Source organism: Pseudoalteromonas sp. G4 (assembly GCF_028875915.1).
Lineage (GTDB): Bacteria > Pseudomonadota > Gammaproteobacteria > Enterobacterales > Alteromonadaceae > Pseudoalteromonas.
The window spans coordinates 1-19159 of record NZ_JAPEHW010000041.1 but is presented as its reverse complement, the minus strand read 5'-3'; the positions used below and the strand labels follow the sequence as shown (position 1 = coordinate 19159).

Genomic DNA, 19159 nt, shown 5'->3' with positions numbered 1-19159 from the left:
ACAAAAAAGGCGCAAAAGCGCCTTTTTAAATACTCATTAGCTATGAGAATAATTAGAAAGTCATTGAGTATCGAACACCAAATTCACTTGCATCGTTACTCTTAATTACTAATACGTAATCGCCAGTATTTAAACGAGCATCATCGTAACGCTCATCAAAAATATTGCGACCATATAAATCAACACGCCAGTTAGCATTCGCTGGTGAATAACCTACCGTTAAATTAACTAGGCTACGAGCATCTACTTTAGTTAAACGCTTAGGATCTGAGCTTGGCTCACCATACATTTCACTACGATACGAATAGTCAACACGGGTTGTGATAAGTGAGCCATCCGCTAAGGCAAACTCATAGCTTGGGCTAATTGATGCTGTTAAGTCTGGCGTTAATGGTGCAACTGGTTTAACACCTGCTTGTTCATCTACATCCACATCCATATAACCTAAGCTTGTATGAACGCTAAAGTTATCAGTGATATACGCTGTACCTTCCCACTCAATACCACGTGACGTTTGCGAAACCACTAAATTGCGTGTATCAAAACCACCTTCAGATGTAGTACTCACTTGGTAAGGTAAGTCATCATAGTTAGTATTAAATAGTGCAATGCTCATGCTGAAGTCACTAGTAACTTGCCCCTTTAAACCCACTTCGTAGTTAACTGCTGTAATGTTATCTGTTGCTACAAAACAATTTGGGTCACCGAATAGACAGTAAGGACGTGCCGGGAACTGGCCACCTTGATAACCACTTTGGATGCTACCATACACATTTAAGCCATTTTCAAGGGTGTAGTTAGCTGATAAATCGTAGCTTAACTGGCTCCAATCATCTTCAGCATGAGTTGGACCAATACCAACATTTGCGGTAGCTTCTTTTTCATCCTGGGTATAACGTAAACCACCTGATACACGTAAATCGTCTGTCATGTCGTAACCAACATTAACAAATACCGCTTTACTTGTGGTTGTTTGGTCAAGTTCAAGTAAGTTTGCGCCGCCATTAAAGCGAGAATCAGCACCTTGGCGGTTGCTGCCTTCTTCTTCAAACCAATATAAGCCTGATACAAAGTCAAACTGACCTAAATAGCCATTGAACTGAAGCTCAACTGAAGTTTGATCTGCTTCACCGCGCTCTGGGTAATGATCAAGTGCGTAAATTGTGCTGTCATCATCAAGGCCCGCTTTATACTCAGATGAGCGCTTGCTTAAAATAAACTTAGCACCAAGGTCATTTGAAATATCATAGTTAGTGGTAAGCGACACACCATTTGCTTTATTAGTAACTTCGGTTACTTCAATTGAGCCCGTTGCATTATCGTATGGATCAGCTGCAACATCAGAATTACGTAATGGACCTGTTGGTGTTGGGCTACCAAAACGCATACCTGTGTAGTAAGCGCCTGTTGGTACTTCATCAATTAGAGTTGTATAAGGACGAAGGCCGCCTTCAGCATCATTAGCATCAGCCGTTAAAACAAAACTTAAGTCATCCGCTGCATCATATTTAACTGATACGCGACCATGAAACTCACGGTTTTCACCCACATCGTATTTAGCTTCTGGTAGGTTAATAAATTCACCTAAACCACCACGGTGGTTGTAACCTGCATTAAAGTTAAACGCTAAGTTATCTGTAAGACCACGGTTAATAAATACATCGCCTTTAACGCGCTCACGCGTGCCTACTTCAGCAGAAATTTTTGTAACCGACTCGCTATTAGCTTGCTTGGTGATGATATTAATTGCACCACCAATTGAGTTACGACCATAAAGCGTGCCCTGTGGACCACGTAATACTTCAATACGCTCAATATTGGCTAGGTTCCAGTTTTGACCTACTTGGCGACCTAAGTAAACACCATCTACATATACACTTACACCTGGATCGGTTGTGATCAAATGATCTTGCAAACCAATACCACGAATAAATGGGTTAGCTGACGAGTTATGACCTGCTGAAAAACCAGTAATATTTAGGTTAGGAACAAATTTACCCACATCATTAATTTCAGAAATACCTTGCTCAGCTAGCTTATCGCCGCTAAATGCACTCATTGCAATTGGCACTTCATAAATAACCTGCGAACGTTTAGTTGCGGTTACGGTAATAGCTTCAATTTCTTTTTTAGCTGTTTGTGTTTCTTCAGCTTCGTTTGCCATAGTTGCAAAGCTTGATGCAGCAAGAAGTGAGAGCGTGATTGAATTTAACTTGCTAAAACGCAAGAAAGAGTGAGTTGTTGTCATTAAGTAGCGCCTTTTTGCTCATACCGAGTAATTACTAACAATGAATTAGCACGACAGTTATTCGGTAATTTATAATCGTTTCGCTTCAATTTTAAACACTAGGTTTGACTAAAATTTAAGCCAAATTAAAGTGTTATAAAACTGAGTTAATATGTAATCTTGGTAAATCAAACAGTTAAGATATGTTTTACCAAACGATTAATACACAAAAAGCAATATTAGCATTTCTTTCATAAAATTGACTTAAAAATTAAATAATTTTATTGGTTATTTCAAAACATATGGCTGAGTTATCTATTATCAAATTTGAACTTCATTAATAACCCATGCCAAATAAAGAGCAAAAATCAGCACTTTTTAGCGCATGTCATTTTTAGGCCAATGCCATGCATACCAAATCGTGATAAGCGACAAAATAACTTCTAATCCTGTTAAATAAAGATAAAAAATCCACGTGGTTTCTAGGTTTAGCCCTATTAACAAAAATACAAATAATGCGGGAATAATGATGTTTAGCCAGCGGTTAAAGCTTGGCTTTAATACTAGCGACAAAAATACCATCAAACTTGGGATGGACATTAAAAACGCTACCGCAAAAAACTTTACTTGTAGCCCTTCACTGTTGCTACTTACTTCCATCGCGTTAGACATAACACCAGGCACATAGACCTCGATGTAATCACCATAGACATAACAAAACATCACAGCAGCCCAAAGTGCTGCCAATTTAAGCTTTACATTTATGGTGTCGTTTACCAACCCATTTTGTATCTGATTACTTTGACTCATTTTTCACTCCATTATTAAATTATTGTCTCCACCACTTTGTTAAGCGCGTTGTTTTTGTAGCGTCGCCAACCTCGCTTGACTCAAATAAACAATATAATTTATAAAGGGTTAAGTCGTCCGAGACTAAAAGCGCGGACACTTTTTTGTGTAAAAAATGGAAATTTTCAATAAAGGGAAGTAAACAGTGAGCGATCCAATTGTTCAGGTGCTAAGCATCGTTATGGTGGGGCAAATAAGTTTAAGCGTACCACTATTAATTTCTCGCTTTAGTGCGAACGCTACTTTTATCCCTTTGGCAGTATTTTTATTAGCATGTGGATTACTTGCTATGAATTCCATTGTAGCGACACTGTTTGAAAATGCGTATTTAATTTATACCGCGCTGGTATTCCCCACCCTTTTTGTACTTTGTCCGTCGCTCTGGTTTTATATTGAAGGGATCACCTCAAATACCCCGTGGAAATTCACTAAAAAGCATGCGTTGCATGGTGTGTTAGTAATTCCTGCATTGGTGGTTTCAGTGATGATATTTATGCTGCCAAGCGATGTTCACCGCGCTATTTTTATTGACGATATAACTGCAAATCACCCGCTTGTTGGTACATTGCTTAGCACCATATTGATTATGATGGTGCTATGGCTTTTGCAGTGCGTTTATACCTTATATTGTATTACTCGCCGTTTGAACGATTATCGAAAAGAGCTAAAAAATGTTTTTTCTAACAATGAAAACAAAGAGTTAAAATGGGTAAATTGGCTGCTCTTTAGCGCGCTGTGCGCTTGGCTTTTTTATCTCATCACGTTATTTGCATCAAGCCTATTTAACAATGTGTTGTTTACTGCCAGAGTTGAGGCCTTCTTATCGCTCATTTTACTTTGGAGTTTGGCGTACTTTGGCTTACAACAACAGCCAGCGCTTATAGGTCAAGGCGCGTATTGGTTAGGCGATAGCAAAACAGAAATCAAAGACCAGCCAAACCAAAAACAACATCAAGAAGATAGCCACCAGCAGAAATACCAACGTTCTGCACTTAGCCAAGCGCAATCAGTGCGTATTGCTGAAAAAATAAATACTGCAATGGAAAATGAGCAGCTTTACTTAGACTCAAGCTTATCTCTACAAAAGCTGGCTAAGCATACTGCGATTTCGCCCAACTACATTTCACAAACATTGAATGAAACATTAGGCCTTAATTTTTTTGATTACGTAAACCAATGGCGCATTGAGGCTGCAAAACCACACATTATTGCAAACCAAAGTTCGGTGCTCGATATTGCCCTAGCAGCGGGGTTTAACGCGCGTTCTTCTTTTTACAAAGCATTCAAACAACAAACTGGGGTAACACCGAGTGAATTTCGAAAGCAACACACTAAAGATTGCGTTGATAAATCACTGTAATGTTTTGAGTAACATTTTAGACATTTACATTCTCACAATAACTTTAGAGCTTACTTTTCACCACTTCCTTTTCAAAACGTGCTTTTAAATACGCTTCATCTAAGGTGTTGTGCCAAAGCTGTTTAGTTTGCCCTTTATCTTTTGCAATTTCGCCAATGCGTCCGGGGTTATATTTCATAATGCGCTCGGTTTGGTAACTGGCAATTGGGTCTTGGTAGGCTTTTTCTGGCGAGATAATTTGCCATCCTTTTTGGCGAAAAGCATCAGCTAAATCGCCAACAAACAGGGCGGTAATATCCATTTCATGCAGCAAAATAACGTGTTTTGGCGAGTGGCCAAGATATTTTATTGCCAATTAATCGTAGTATTGTGCGCCTTGTATAATTACATTGATGTAAAACTCTTTTAGTTTATCAAAGTCGACTTCTTTGCCATTTTTTAGTGCATCTTGAAATAAGTTTTCAATGTACCAGTCGTAATTATTAAGTGTGATGTATGCATTGCGGTAGCCATTTTTAGCTAAATGAGCACGCACGCCGTCGCGCTTTTGTTGAGTGTCACCTTCTCGCAAATAGGGAAAGCGAAACCAAGCTTTAAAGTTTGGATAGTCTTTAATTTGATTATGGGCGGTTGTAATTTCCTGCAAATAATCTTCTAAGCTGGTTTTGTTGATATCAGGATGGGTATGGGTGTGATTGGCAATGATATGACCAGCATTGGCGTATGCTCTTAATCGCGCTTTGCCTTCTTCATTTAAATGGCGTGTGGTTGCAAAAAAAGCCGCTTGTTTTATGCCGTGATCCTTTAGTGCTTTAATCAGTGTTTTCGCACGCGTTGGCCCATCAAAATAGCCAGTTGCTTGCCTCGGTGCGTCATCAAAAGTAAAGGCGATTTGCTTTGCGCTTGTAGTGTTTGCAAATAACAACGAGAGAACAATAGCTGCTGTAAAAAAAAGAAGTTTCATAAATAAAAAAGTGACTAATGTGAATTAGTCACCCTAACATTGGTATTTAATTTAAACAATGCAACTAGCTGTTATTTATAACATTAATTGTTATAAAGCTTAGATAAATACTGTTCGATACTGCTTTGCCAACTAAAGCGGCTGGCTTTTGCGATATTGATCATAGTTTGCCAATGGCTACTTTCGTTCATATAGCAATTAAGCGCATCATTAAACACATTTTGCAATGAGACTACTTGTTCACTAATAGTATTTCCCTCAAAAACAAAGCCGTTTTCGTGGTGTTTGACCGTATCTTTTAAACCGCCGACCCCATGCACGATGCAAGGTTGCCCTGCTTTTAGCGCAAGCATTTGGCTGATGCCACATGGTTCAAACGAACTGGGCATTAAAAACATATCACCTAGCACGTATAAATCATCCGATAAGCTTTGCCCATAGCCATTTAAAAACAAAAAGTTACTGTGCTTTGCCATCAACTGCATTAGGACAAATTCATAGTGGCTATCACCGCTGCCAAGCATTATAAAACGCCCGCCTTTTTGTTCTAAATCGAACAGCAACTTACTTAACACCAATTCGCCATCAATGCGCTCAACTAGCAAACGTACTTTTTGCTCGGTTAATCGACCAATGCTAGAAACAATGGGGCCTTTAAACTGAGGGCTATCTTGCCAAAGCGATATTTGCTCGTTGGCAAGGTAATGCACAGTTTTTAGTTGCTCAAAGCGACTCATCCAGTTTCGAAGGCAAGTTTTACTACTGCGTAAAAAGCAATCTAACGTGACTTTAGGTTCAGGCTCATTGCTGTATTCACACCCATTTAAAATGCCGACCAGTTTGTCACTATTTTCAGCAAGAATATGCTCCAGCCCCTCGCCGCCATATATACCATTTTGATGGTCGCTGGCACAGAGCACCTCTTCAGCATAACTGTCTGATACAAAATGTACTTTATCAACCAAGCTGATTGCTGCGCGCATCGGGTTGTAACAAAACGGATAACGCGGGTCACATAATTGTTGGCCGTCGTAGCTTAAACTTGGAAACCACGCCTCTAAGCTTGAATCATCGCCATTAAATGGTCGCGTACCTTGTAGCGCGAGATTATGAACTGTGTATACCAGCTTAGTATTAGCAAAATCGCGGTAGCGTGTATCAAACTTCAGTAGCACAGCTAAAGTTGCTGCATGCCAATCATGCAAATGAAATATATCTGCCGCTAAATGCCCTTGTAAAATACATTCGGCAAGTACATTACAAAAAAGCGCAAACTTGGTGGCATCTTTGGCAAATGGGCGGTTATCTTCATCATGACAATAAACCCGGCTCTCCCCTGCTTGTTGAAAGAGCGGATGCACCACCACATACTGTGTCACTTTGTCGCTTGAAATTGCGTGCAATTTATAAAGGTAGGCTGTGTGCTGCTGGTGAGCGAATGAAAAGCTCACTTCTGCGACACACTCACCGTTATAATGGCTGTGGTAATAACCATAATCGGGGATCACCACATCCACATTAATTTTATGCTCTGCAAGTGCCTGTGGCACATCGCGAATTACATCGGCGACACCGCCAACTTTCGCGCCCGAAATACAATCATTTTCAGCCGCTAACATCAAAATTCGCATACAGTCCTCTTATGCAATCGCCGCTTGGCTTGAAGATTCACTACTTTTAGCATCCGCTTCTTGCGACTTTTTTGCCAGTGCAGCAATCATATCGCGCGTCACAAGCACCACGCCGCCACTTGAAATTCTAAAGCCATTGGCTTCATCTTGTTTATGATCAACCCCAATGTTTAAGCCTTCAGGAATAACGCAGCTGCGATCAATAATGGCTTTTCTGATAATACAATTTCGGTTAATCACTACACCCGGTAAAATCACAGCTTCTTCGACGGTGCAATAAGAATGCACATGCACATTTGAGAACAGCAGTGATTTACGAATGGTTGAGCCAGAAATAATACAACCACCCGACACCGTTGAATCCACCGCCATACCGCGACGCGTTTCATCATCAAAAATAAATTTAGCGGGTGGTAACTGTTCTTGATAGGTCCAAATTGGCCAATTTCTATCATATAAATCAAGCGATGGCGTTGGCGATACTAATTCCATATTCGCTTCCCAGAACGAATCTAGCGTACCTACATCGCGCCAATACGGTGTACCACCTTGGCGTGTATCTCTAAATGGGTAAGCATACACATTATGCTCCTCAATTATTGATGGAATAATGTCGTGGCCAAAATCGCGGCCAGAGCAACTGTTTTGCGCGTCTTTTTTCAATTGCTCAAACAAAAACTCAGTATTAAACACATAGTTACCCATCGATGCTAAACACTTTGTTGGGTCGTTCGGTAATGGTGCAGGATTCGCTGGTTTTTCTTCAAAGCGCTGTACGCGTTTTTCGTTATTAACCGCCAGCACACCAAAAGCACCGGCAGCTTCTTCCACTGGCACTTCCAAACAACATACTGTCATGTCCGCACCCGTTTCTACGTGCTTAGCAATCAACTCACCATAGTCCATACGGTAAACATGGTCGCCCGATAAGATCATTACGTATTTAGGTAAATCGTGACGAATAATATCCATATTTTGATACACCGCATCGGCCGTGCCACAATACCAATCATCACTGTAACGTTGTGATGCTGGCAAAATTTCAACTGAATCACCTAATTCCTTTTTAAAGTGACCCCACGCGCGATTCACATGGCGAATTAAACTGTGCGATTTATACTGCGTAGCAATACCTACTTTGCGCACGCCTGAGTTAATGCAGTTTGATAGCGGGAAGTCGATAATGCGAAATTTGCCACCAAAGTACACTGCGGGTTTAGCACGCCAATCAGTCAACTCTTTAAGGCGTGAACCTCGACCACCTGCCAAAATAAGTGCATACGTATCACGTGTAAGGTTACTAATATAACGATTTGCAGAATTAGGCATTGCGGTCTCCTTGTGCCTTGTTGAATTCGATTGCCTTTGCTTGCCAAATATCACTGTTGTATTGGCTAATTGTGCGGTCGCTCGAAAACATACCTGATGCTGCCGTATTTAAAATACTCTTCTGGGTCCAAGCACTTTGCTCTTGGTAAAGCGTAGCTGCTGCCTCTTGTGCTTTCACGTAACTATCAAAATCGTAAGCTGTGAGCCATTGGTCATGATTGTCACGGATTGAATTAATTAATGGCTGGAATAAGTCTGGGTCAAATAAATTAAAATGACCACTTTCCAACAACGTCATTACGCGAGATAAATTAGGCGAATTTGCAATAATTTCGTTGGGGTTATAGTGTTCACGAATTTGCGCTAATTGCTCAGCTTTGGCACCAAATAAGAAGAAGTTATCAAGGCCTACAGCCTCTGAAATCTCAATATTTGCACCATCTAATGTGCCAATGGTCAGTGCCCCATTCATCATAAACTTCATATTGCCAGTGCCCGACGCTTCTTTGCCAGTCGTCGAAATTTGCTCGGAGAGGTCGGTTGCAGGGCAGATGGTTTCCATCGCCGTAACGTTATAATTAGGCAAGAATGCAACGCGCAAATAAGGTTTGGCAGCTGGGTCATTATTAATGGCATCCGCCACATGATTAATTAAACGAATAATCAGCTTCGCCATAAAATAACCAGGCGCGGCTTTACCACCAAATAACACACAGCGCGGTGTAAAGCCTTCAAGTTCCCCTTCGCGAATACGTTCATAAAGGTGAATAACATGCAAAATATTGAGTAACTGGCGCTTATATTCATGAATACGCTTTACTTGCACATCAAACAGCATGGTTGCATCAAACTCCACGCCAGTTTCACGTTTAACTAAATCCACCAGCGCTTGCTTGTTTTCAAACTTTACTTGTTGCCACTTTTTATGCAGCGCTTTGTTATCAAACTTGGCACGTAACGCATTAATTTTACTAAAATCGCTGACCCAATCGTCGCCGATTTGTTGGTTAATTAAGTGCGCTAATTTAGGGTTACAATGCGACAACCAACGCCGTGGTGTTACGCCATTGGTTTTGTTATTAAAGCGCTCAGGCCAAAGGGCATAAAAATCGCTAAATAAGCCGCTAGTGAGTAGCTCGGTATGAAGCGCTGCCACACCATTTACCGAAAACGAACCAACAATGGCTAAATACGCCATACGTACTTTGGGCTCTGGCCCTTCTTCAATTAGCGACATATCGCGCTGCTTTTGCGTATCACCCGGCCAGCAGGTGGCCACTTGCTGTAAAAAACGCGCGTTAATTTCGTAAATAATTTCAAGTAAACGCGGTAGTAAACGCTCAAATAACCTAACAGGCCATTTTTCTAATGCTTCCGGCAACAAAGTGTGATTGGTGTATGCCATAGTACTTGAGGTAATTTGCCATGCTTTATCCCAATCAAGCTGATGATCATCCAGTAAAATACGCATCAGCTCTGCCACTGCAATGCTTGGATGTGTATCGTTTAATTGGAAAACATGGTATTTCGGGAAGTTATGGAAATCTTCACCGTATTGTTTTACCCATTTTGCGATGATGTCTTGCAGTGTTGCGCTTGATAAAAAGTATTGCTGACGTAAACGCAGCTCTTTGCCGTTTTCGCTGGCATCGTTCGGGTAAAGCACCATAGTGATTTGTTCAGCTTGGTTCTTCTTGGCTACCGCTTCTGGGTAACTGCCCGCATTAAACTCTCTTAAATCAAATTCTTCCGTTGCTTCACTTTTCCAAAGGCGCAGGCGATTAACCACATCATTGCGATAACCAGGGATCGGCACATCATAGGGCACAGCTAAAACATCTTGGGTATTCACCCAGTTGCGATGTTCACGGCCAAGTTTGTCTTTATAAACTTCCACATGACCAAAGAATTTTACTCGGCGGCTTTGCTCTGGCGCGGCAATTTCCCATGGGTGCCCCTCATGCAGCCAGTGATCGGGCTGTTCAATTTGACGTCCCTGTTCAAGCGATTGATTAAACATGCCATATTCATAACGTAAACCGTAGCCAACCACAGGCAATTTTAGTGTGGCGCAGCTATCTAAAAAGCACGCGGCTAAACGCCCTAAACCGCCGTTGCCAAGGCCTGCATCATGCTCTGCAGCCGCAACTTGCTCAAGTTCACTGCCATATTGGGTAAGCGCCTCGGTTACTTCTGGTGCTAAATCTAAATTTAAAATGGCATTGTTTAGTGCACGCCCCATTAAAAACTCTAGCGATAAATAAGCAACTTGTTTGTGTGGTGCGCTGTCGCGCTGTTGATTTGTGTGACGACATTTTGCCACCAATCTGTCTCGAATGGTTAGCGCCAGCGCCTGATACAAGTAACGCTGCGACTTATTCACCTGATCGCGCCCTAAGGTGTAATAAAAATGGCGATATAAATCTTCACTTAAGTCGGAATTTTCAATCACACTAGGTGACAAAGTCGTTTTCTTTTTCGCTAAGTTTGATTGTTTGTTCACACTAAACTCCTTGCTTAGTTAAATTGAACGTATGGGACGTATCATTATCTTCCTGCGTATTTGCAGGCATTTTGATATGGCTGGAAAGCACCCAGGCACTGTAGCTATTGAGTAATAGCGTTTGGCCAGGCGCTAAACATTCTTCATCGCGCTCGTCTGAATAAGAATAAAGGCGGATACGCCAACAGTGATGGGCTTCTTGTTCAGGTAATTTAAACATCACATTTTTGCTAGAGGCATTAAACAGCAGTAACAGCGCTTTATCGTCTTGAATATCTTCCATTAAATAGCCAAGACAATGGCCATTTGGATTATGCCAGTCAGCATCTTGCATTAACGCGCCATGTTCATTTAGCCAAGTAACACTAAAACGCGGATCATCATCGTGAATAAACTGACTTTGGCGGTATAAAGAAAACTCACTGCGCAGTTTTAATGCGCGACTAATAAATTGGTAAAGCGGGTGCTGCTGCGTATCGTCAAGACCGTCAATTTGCCAATCGATCCAACTAATTTCGTTATCTTGGCAATAGGCATTGTTGTTGCCGCCTTGCGAGTGTGCTACTTCGCTGCCAGCGCACAACATGGGAACACCATTTGATAAGCACAGTGTCAGTAAAAAGTTCTTTTGTGCGCGCAAACGTAGTGCATTGATATCTGTATCGTCTGTGGCACCTTCAAAGCCCCAGTTATTGGATAGGTTATGGTCGTGCCCGTCGCGATTTTCTTCTTGGTTGGCGAGGTTATGTTTGTTGTTATAACTCACTAAATCGGCCAAGGTAAAACCGTCATGAGCAGTGATAAAGTTGATACTGGACGTAACCGCACGCCCTTTTTTCTCAAACAAATGGCTTGAGCCATGAAAGAAACGGGCAAACTCTGGCAACATGCTCATATCACCACGCCAAAAGCTGCGTACCGTATCGCGGTATTGATCGTTCCATTCGCGCCATGGTGCAACATAATTGCCCAGTTGATAGCCATCAATCGCTAAATCCCATGGCTCAGCGATAAGTTTAATGCCTTTTAAAATTGGGTCTTGGGCAAGGGTTTGAAAAAAGGTGTGATGCTTTTTAAAACCATCTTGATCGCGCCCCAAAATGCTCGCTAAATCAAAACGAAAGCCATCAACCCCATACACTTGCACCCAGTAACGCAGGCTATCCATTACCAACTGCAAACTTTTAGGATGTGAAATATTTAGGGTGTTACCACAGCCTGTATCATTAACATAAAAAGCAAAGTTATTTTGTTGTAAGCGATAATAGGCTTGATTATCAATGCCGCGCAGAGACAAGGTTGGCCCTTGTTCATTACCTTCCGCAGTATGGTTAAATACCACATCAACAATTACTTCAATACCCGCTTCGTGCAGTACCGACACCATCTGCTGAAACTCTTGTTCTTGCTTAGTATGCGCATAAGCTAAATGGGGCGTGAAAAAGTTAAGTGTGTTGTAACCCCAATAATTGCTAAGACCGCGCTCTGGTAAAAACGCTTCACTAATAAAACTGTGTACTGGTAATAATTCAATAGCAGTCACACCTAAGCTTTTTAAATGCCAAATAAAATTCGGGTGAGCCAAACCTAGGTAAGTACCGCGAAGTTCTTCTGGGATTGACGGATATAACTTGGTAGTACCTTTGACATGGCATTCATAAATAACCGTTTTATGCCACGGGATATTTGGCCTTGTGCCTTGATAATGTGGTAACACTGACACTTTGCATTTCGGCATATCCGTTGCCGAATCTAAGTGCCTGTAAGCTTCATCAGCTTTGTGCGCATTGCCCCAATTAAATTCGCCAAATAAGGATTTAGCATACGGGTCTAATAGCAATTTATTTGCATTAAAATAATGACCTTTTTTCGGGTTATAGTCACCATAAACCCGATAGCCATAAAGCTGACCTTGGCCAACGCCGCGAATAAATATATGCCAAATACCTTGCTCGTCACGGTAAAGCGGAATACGCGCAATTTCGCTGTGACCACTTTGATCAAACAAGCAGATCTCAACTTTGCTTGCCCTTTCTGAGAAAAGCGCGAAATTAGTGCCATTTTCACTTGGTGTTGCACCAAGTGGTGAAGTGTTTCCGGGTCGTATAGCAAAGCGCGCAGACACAGCTATTTCTCCACAAGGTAATAGGTTGCAAGTGGTGCAAGCGTTAACGAAATACTGTGCTTAAAGCCATGGTTTTCTTCATCTACCACCGTGACATCGCTTTCAACCAACACGCCACTTCCACCAAACTGAATGTCATCAGTGTTTAGCACCAACTGATAACCTTTTGCTTTTGGTACGCCTAATTTAAAGTTTTCACGAACCGTAGGGGTAAAATTGCAAATCGCAATCACATTTGGTTGGTCGCTACTTTTACGAATAAAACTAAAAACGCTTTGCTCAGCATTACCACCATCAATCCAGCGAAAGCCCTCGCCACTATTATCCAGTTGATACAGTGACGGATGCGCTTTATAAAGCGTGTTGAGTGCTTTTATTAGGTTAGAAACACCCTGATGTTTCGCCTCATTAAGTAAGTGCCAGTCCAAACTAATGTCATGATCCCACTCATGATATTGAGCAAATTCGCCGCCCATAAACAGTAGTTTTTTACCGGGATGTGCCCACATAAAGCCATAAAATGCACGTAAATTTGCAAACTTTTGCCAGTCATCTCCCGGCATTTTGTTAATCAATGAGCCTTTACCGTGCACTACTTCATCGTGCGATAGCGGCAGAATATAATTTTCACTAAACGCATAAACTAATGAGAAGGTCATCTCGTTATGGTGATGACGGCGATAAATGGGTTCTTTTTTCATGTACTCTAAGCTGTCATTCATCCAGCCCATATTCCATTTAAAGCCAAAGCCTAAGCCCGATTGGTCGGTTGGCTTGGTCACCCCTGGCCACGCTGTAGATTCTTCTGCAATGGTGACAATATTTGGATTTTCACCATAAACGCTGGCATTAATGTGCTGCAATAAGCTTATTGCCCCGAGGTTTTCACGGCCACCATAACAATTCGGTACCCATTGCCCTTCTTCGCGGCTGTAATCTAGGTAAAGCATCGATGCCACCGCATCTACACGAATGCCATCAATACCAAATTCTGTCAGCCAATATGTGGCGTTTGACAGTAAAAAGCTGCGCACTTCAGCACGGTCGTAATTATAAATATGGGTATTCCAATCTGGATGATAGCCTTGGCGCTTGTCCGCATGTTCATATAAATGAGTACCATCAAACATGGCTAAGCCGTGGGGATCATTTGGAAAATGCCCCGGCACCCAATCAATCAGTACGCCCAGCCCCACTGCCTTTATTTGACGAATAAACTCTGCAAATTCATTGATATCGCCAAAACGACTGGTTGGCGCATAAAGGCCGACGGGTTGATAGCCCCACGAACCATCAAATGGAAATTCACTGATTGGCATTAACTGGATATGGGTAAAACCAAGATCTAATACATAAGGGATCAATTGTTCGGCAAGTTGCTGGTAGCTCAAATAACCGTTACCTTGCTCAACATTGCGACGCCACGAACCTAAGTGCACTTCATAAATGCTGATTGCTTGATTGAATTTATTAATTGGCGAAATTGGCGCTGTGTTTGTTGGTAAGCTAGCTACCCGCGAGGCCGTATGGGGCGGCAACTGCATTTGCAGTGCAAATGGGTCGGCTTTTTCTATGCGCTGGTTGTGCTCGGTTAGCAGGCTGTATTTGTAATTTTTATCGCTTAAATCTTCCCCGATAAAAATTTCCCACACACCAGATGCTGGGTGAAAGCACATTGGGTAGCAACTGGCATCCCAATGATTAAAATCACCAATTACTGACACCGCTTTAGCATTAGGTGCCCACACGGTAAAACGCGTGCCTTTAACCCCTTGATGCGTTATTAAATGCGCACCGAAATGACGATATGCATGTGCCAAAGTGCCTTGATTAAATAAGTACATTGCATCAACGTCTAAGCTTGATGAAAAGCTATAAGGTAAATAGCGCTGCACTTGGCAATTACCATAATCAATATCAAGCTCGATGGGCTCTTTAACTTTACTGTTACTCACCACAAGTTGAAATAACGCGCTGTCTTTAAACTGTTCCATAGCGAGATTTTGTTTATTTGCGCGCACTGCAACATTTTTTGCACCAGGAACAAAGCAGCGAATAATCGCAAGCTCGTTGTTAATACTATGCTTGCCTAAAAAGCTAAACGCATTTATAAAATCTGCGCGTTGTAATGAGTAGGCTTTTTCTAACGTGTGTTGTTCTTCGTTTAGTTGGCTAAGTGAAACAAAATTAGCTACTGACATGATCTCTCCTAGCATTTAACAACTGCCAAAAACCGTGGTCTTCATTTTGTGTGTCTTGCTCTTCTGAGCTCAAAGGGCCAAAAATAGTCGCTAAAGAGCACGAGAGACGGCGTCGCCAGTTGGGGTATTCTTGATCGGTTCCAGGGATGTTTACCGCAAGCGTTTCACCACTTAAATCATCAAGTTGTAAACACAAAAATTGCGAATTGGTTGTTGCAAGGTTGATTACCAATGCACGGTAAATACTTTTTGCATCATCGTTTTTTGGTAACGCATTTGCTGTTTTCAGCCAATTAATCAATGCGAGTTTGTCGTGTTCTCGTTGCGTTAAATCGAAACCGTATTGTTCATTATTTGAATAAAGCTGGTATTTTTCACGCGTGTGGATATCGATGCTTTGCCACCACGCATAAAACGGCGCAACATCATGGTTGGCAATCATCACAAGGGCATGTTTACGATGTTCGTTTGGCGATAGAAACTGACCCGCGGCATCTTTTTCGAAATAGAAAATATCATTGCCATAAACATGGGCATTATCTAAATCGAGTTTAATTTCTTCTGGTACAACACCTAAATCTTCACCAATTACAATGCATTGATTTAAGTGACTTTCCAAACACAAGAGCGCTAATAATTCTTTAAACGGGTAATAGACATAACAGCCTGCTGGCTGCTCATTAACGCTAACACACCACCATAAACGCAGTAATCCCATAACATGATCAATGCGCAAACCACCGGCAATCATATTGGCGCGAATTAATGCGATAAAATGTGAAAAATGTGAGGCTTTTAATTTAACTGGATCTTGTACTGCCAAGCCCCAGTCTTGTCCATCACGAGCCCAAGGATCAGGCGGCGCACCAATATTGGCATTTTTAACAAAGAGCGATTTATTTCGCTGATACTCTTCGCCATCACGGGTACAACCGACCGCTAAATCTAAAATTAAGCCGATTGCCATGCCTTTGTTTTTGGCATAGCGCTGGCAATAATCAAGCTGCTCTTTAGCGATCCACTGCAAGTAATAATCGAACTGCGATAAATGCCAGTCAGCATGCACAACAACGAAGGCATTAAAATCCTCTGCTCGTTCAGTATTTTTTGCCAGCTCTAATTCACAGAAATTAAGATACATTACCTTAAAGCACTGATATTTATGCTGTGTCGCTTGGCTGTAATCAATAAATTGATTGTCTGAGCGATATTCACCGTTTGGCAAAGTATAATCAATACATAAACGCGGACTAATGTAGAGCGGATTTATTTGATTGCGATCATTTGGGCTATAGGGGCTTGCACGCTCAGGCTCTTTGGCAAATAACTTATGCAATGGATTAAGTAGAATATAATCCGCACCTTTTTCACTACTGCGTTGAATAAGCTCTTTAAGTGATGAAAAATCGCCAAAGCCACTTTCACGTTTATCTCGCAGGGTATATAACTGACAAGAAATGCCCCACGGCCTTTGGTTTTCATCTAACGCAAAACAACTCGGCGGCGCCACAGCCAAAGTCGCACGAAATGACTGCGCTTTTGTAATTTGAGACGAGAAAACAACATCAACTTGGTAGTAGTTTGCAGCAAGTGAGGGTAGCTCAATTTGATATTCACAATAACGCACACCGTCGATAACATAGTTACCAACTTCAAGATTTTCTGACAGTTCTACGCTTAATCGACAATACTCTGTTTCACCCTCTGAAACCAAAATTTCAAGGTGTTTTTCTGGCTCAAAGCTTTGCGCACGTACTTTTAATACAGCATGTTCACTTGATGTCACTTGAAATGCATTAAGCACCGTTTGCCAAGGCAACGCATCTAAGCGAAAGTTAGTGTCGCAAACGTAGTCTTGGTTAGTAACATCATGGCCACAGGCTGTAAGAATTTGTCGTCTTACATCATCTGCGATACGTGTTTGTTGACCATAATAATCAACATAATCGAGTGCTACTCCTTGCAGGTAACACAATTGTTCTACTGCATTCACTCAAATTAAGCTCGCACAGTAGAAACAACTGAATTATCAGTACCAAACGCGTTTAGTAAGTAGTGATCCGCAGCATGGTCGTTTTGCCATTCTTGCTCATTAACGAGGTATTTAAATTGGAAATCTTGTTCAATAGGTAAGCGAAGTTTGGTACGAAAAACGTTGTCCTTTTTAACGTACTTCATAGTCACTGGCTGCCAATCATTAAATTCACCTGCCAACGACACTTTTGTGTCTGCTTCTGCTGCAAACTCGAACGTAACTTCTGCTTCTTGCTTGGTCTTAAAAAATCGTTTAGTTAACATTGTGCTTTTCCTTTCCATTTAACTAACACGCTTCAAACTGCCTAGCGTATAACTGTGATTATCTAAACATAGGAATATTTACGCTTCGTGACAGTGCATAAAAAAATTTTATGCACTAATTTGATGCAAAACATGCAATTCAACAATAAATATTCGCTATATATCCTTTTAACGCAAAATATAAGCCAACTGAGTATAGAAGTTATTAATCAAGGTACAAGCAAATAAATCTAATGCGAATGTGAATTAATTTCATAGATAAACAAACAGCTGAGTTATTAAGCTTGCACCCTATTTGTTCAAATAAGCAGCGTTTGACTAGAATAAGTTCAAACCAAATAACTCTTTAACATCAAACAAAACTTGCTGCGTTTTACGGTCGGCGTGTTCGCTGCCTTTACGCAAAATATCGATTAGTTGGGCTTTATCATTTAAATACATCGCGCGTTTTTAACGAATGGGGGCAATAAGTGTTTGCAAGCAATCTTCTAAAATTTTTTTGGTTGTACCATCGCCTAAACCACCTTGTTGATATTGCTGTTTAAGCTCAGCAACATAGGGGGTGTCTGGGTGAAACGCATCAAGGTAGGTAAAAACCACATTGCCCTCAACTTGCCCAGGATCTTCTACTCGCAAGTGATTTGGGTCGGTATACATCGACTTCACCGCAGTCCTAATATCTTTTTCGCTTGCGCCTAAATTAATGGTGTTGCCCATGGTTTTAGACATTTTGTTTTTACCGTCGGTACTTGGTAAGCGCGGCGCATTACTCAACAAAGCGCGGCATTCATTTAAAATCGGTTTGCCCGCAAGTGAGTTTATTTTTCTTACAATCTCATTGGTTTGCTCAAGCATTGGCAGTTGATCATCACCCACCGGAATAAGCGTAGCGTTAAACGCGGTGATATCCGCAGCTTGCGAAATTGGGTACGTTAAAAACCCCGCAGGTACACTGCGATTAAACGCTTTACTTTGAATTTCACTTTTCACCGTTGGGTTACGCTCTAAGCGTGAAATGGTGACTAAATTGCTGTAAAACATGGTGAGTTCAGCAAGTGCTGGCAGTTATGATTGCAAACAAATAGTTGTTTTAACAGGGTCGATCCCCACCGCTAAATAATCAGCCACCACATTTAAAATGTTTTCGCTAACTTTCTTTGGGGTGTGGGCGTTATCGGTTAGGCCCTGCATATCGGCAACCAAAATGGTTTGCTCGTGCAGATGTTGCAGCTGGATTCGCTCTTTTAATGAGCCAACATAATGCCCTAAATGCAAAGGGCCTGTGGCTCTATCGCCGGTTAAAATTATTTCTTTTTGCTGTGATGTTGTCTGTTTCATTGTATATCTCCAAGGTAAAAAATAGCCACTGGAGATACAAAAAAGACACGTTGCTTAAGCTACCTACCAGCAGCTTAAGAATCTAAAAATCCTGCGCCGCTCTATTGTGAGCGCCACCAAGATGTAAATGATGTGATAGTAGAAATATGTAATGTATTTTTCATAACACCAACACGTTAGCAAACCTCTACAAATTTCACAATCAAAGATTTTGTTTATACCAATTCTGTTAAGTATGTGATCAGGGATAGCGCTGGAAAAATGAAATGGTAACAAGGCAGAATTTTTCTTATGTAGTTGTTCTACATTGATAAATTCTAACGCAGTTAGCATG

12 protein-coding genes and 1 pseudogene are annotated in these 19159 nt (G+C 41.4%); 1 reads left to right on the top strand and 12 read right to left on the bottom strand.

Annotated features, from left to right (window positions below; translation table 11 throughout):
- Positions 1-52: 52 nt before the first annotated feature.
- On the bottom strand, positions 53-2248 hold the full coding sequence (locus ON073_RS12660; protein ID WP_274762240.1) for a TonB-dependent receptor: 2196 nt from the start codon (positions 2246-2248) through the stop codon (positions 53-55).
- Between the two features lie 357 nt (positions 2249-2605).
- Positions 2606-3037 (bottom strand): DUF6326 family protein, encoded by a 432-nt coding sequence (locus tag ON073_RS12655; protein ID WP_274762239.1) that lies wholly within the window; start codon positions 3035-3037, stop codon positions 2606-2608.
- Positions 3038-3221: 184 nt separating this feature from the next.
- Here ON073_RS12655 and ON073_RS12650 point away from each other — a divergent pair, with 184 nt between their 5' ends.
- Positions 3222-4436 carry a helix-turn-helix domain-containing protein gene (locus ON073_RS12650; protein ID WP_274762238.1) on the top strand — a complete coding sequence of 405 codons (1215 nt, stop codon included), beginning with the start codon at positions 3222-3224 and terminating at the stop codon, positions 4434-4436.
- A 43-nt stretch (positions 4437-4479) separates the two neighbouring features.
- Here the strand turns inward: ON073_RS12650 and ON073_RS12645 are convergent, their stop codons facing one another.
- From ON073_RS12645 to trpS, 10 genes and pseudogenes are all read right to left on the bottom strand, one after another.
- Positions 4480-4737, bottom strand: a complete 258-nt coding sequence (locus tag ON073_RS12645; protein WP_274762237.1) for a hypothetical protein — start codon at positions 4735-4737, stop codon at positions 4480-4482.
- 54 nt (positions 4738-4791) lie between these two features.
- The gene (locus ON073_RS12640) at positions 4792-5400 is read right to left on the bottom strand and encodes a polysaccharide deacetylase family protein (RefSeq protein WP_274762235.1); all 609 of its coding nucleotides are present in this window, start codon (positions 5398-5400) and stop codon (positions 4792-4794) included.
- A gap of 83 nt (positions 5401-5483) precedes the next feature.
- Positions 5484-7031, bottom strand: coding sequence for a glycogen synthase (locus ON073_RS12635; protein WP_274762234.1), 1548 nt, complete (start codon positions 7029-7031; stop codon positions 5484-5486).
- 9 nt (positions 7032-7040) lie between these two features.
- Positions 7041-8360 carry a glucose-1-phosphate adenylyltransferase gene (gene glgC, locus ON073_RS12630; RefSeq protein ID WP_274762233.1) on the bottom strand — a complete coding sequence of 440 codons (1320 nt, stop codon included), beginning with the start codon at positions 8358-8360 and terminating at the stop codon, positions 7041-7043.
- The gene (locus tag ON073_RS12625; protein ID WP_274762231.1) at positions 8353-10863 is read right to left on the bottom strand and encodes a glycogen/starch/alpha-glucan phosphorylase; all 2511 of its coding nucleotides are present in this window, start codon (positions 10861-10863) and stop codon (positions 8353-8355) included. The genes glgC and ON073_RS12625 overlap by 8 nt, the downstream gene beginning before the upstream one ends.
- A gap of 1 nt (position 10864) precedes the next feature.
- Entirely contained in the window at positions 10865-12988 is a 2124-nt protein-coding gene (gene glgX, locus ON073_RS12620) for a glycogen debranching protein GlgX (protein WP_274762230.1), read from the bottom strand.
- Between the two features lie 2 nt (positions 12989-12990).
- A complete protein-coding gene (gene glgB, locus ON073_RS12615; RefSeq protein WP_274762229.1) occupies positions 12991-15189 on the bottom strand; it encodes a 1,4-alpha-glucan branching protein GlgB in 2199 nt (732 codons plus the stop codon).
- Complete coding sequence (malQ, locus tag ON073_RS12610; protein ID WP_274762228.1) at positions 15176-17182, bottom strand: 4-alpha-glucanotransferase; 2007 nt, start codon at positions 17180-17182, stop codon at positions 15176-15178. The genes glgB and malQ overlap by 14 nt, the downstream gene beginning before the upstream one ends.
- Before the next feature lie 5 nt (positions 17183-17187).
- On the bottom strand, positions 17188-17487 hold the full coding sequence (locus tag ON073_RS12605) for an isoamylase early set domain-containing protein (RefSeq protein WP_274762227.1): 300 nt from the start codon (positions 17485-17487) through the stop codon (positions 17188-17190).
- Between the two features lie 318 nt (positions 17488-17805).
- Positions 17806-18825, bottom strand: a pseudogene (gene trpS / locus ON073_RS12600) (tryptophan--tRNA ligase).
- Positions 18826-19159 lie beyond the last annotated feature (334 nt).

What these genes read in the sequence shown, in the direction of transcription:
- ON073_RS12660 (WP_274762240.1), bottom strand. Translation starts at nt 2,248, where the DNA reads ATGACAACAACTCACTCTTTCTTGCGTTTTAGCAAGTTAAATTCAATC.
- ON073_RS12655 (WP_274762239.1), bottom strand. Translation starts at nt 3,037, where the DNA reads ATGAGTCAAAGTAATCAGATACAAAATGGGTTGGTAAACGACACCATA.
- ON073_RS12645 (WP_274762237.1), bottom strand. Translation starts at nt 4,737, where the DNA reads ATGGATATTACCGCCCTGTTTGTTGGCGATTTAGCTGATGCTTTTCGC.
- ON073_RS12640 (WP_274762235.1), bottom strand. Translation starts at nt 5,400, where the DNA reads ATGAAACTTCTTTTTTTTACAGCAGCTATTGTTCTCTCGTTGTTATTT.
- ON073_RS12635 (WP_274762234.1), bottom strand. Translation starts at nt 7,031, where the DNA reads ATGCGAATTTTGATGTTAGCGGCTGAAAATGATTGTATTTCGGGCGCG.
- glgC (WP_274762233.1), bottom strand. Translation starts at nt 8,360, where the DNA reads ATGCCTAATTCTGCAAATCGTTATATTAGTAACCTTACACGTGATACG.
- glgB (WP_274762229.1), bottom strand. Translation starts at nt 15,189, where the DNA reads ATGTCAGTAGCTAATTTTGTTTCACTTAGCCAACTAAACGAAGAACAA.
- ON073_RS12605 (WP_274762227.1), bottom strand. Translation starts at nt 17,487, where the DNA reads ATGTTAACTAAACGATTTTTTAAGACCAAGCAAGAAGCAGAAGTTACG.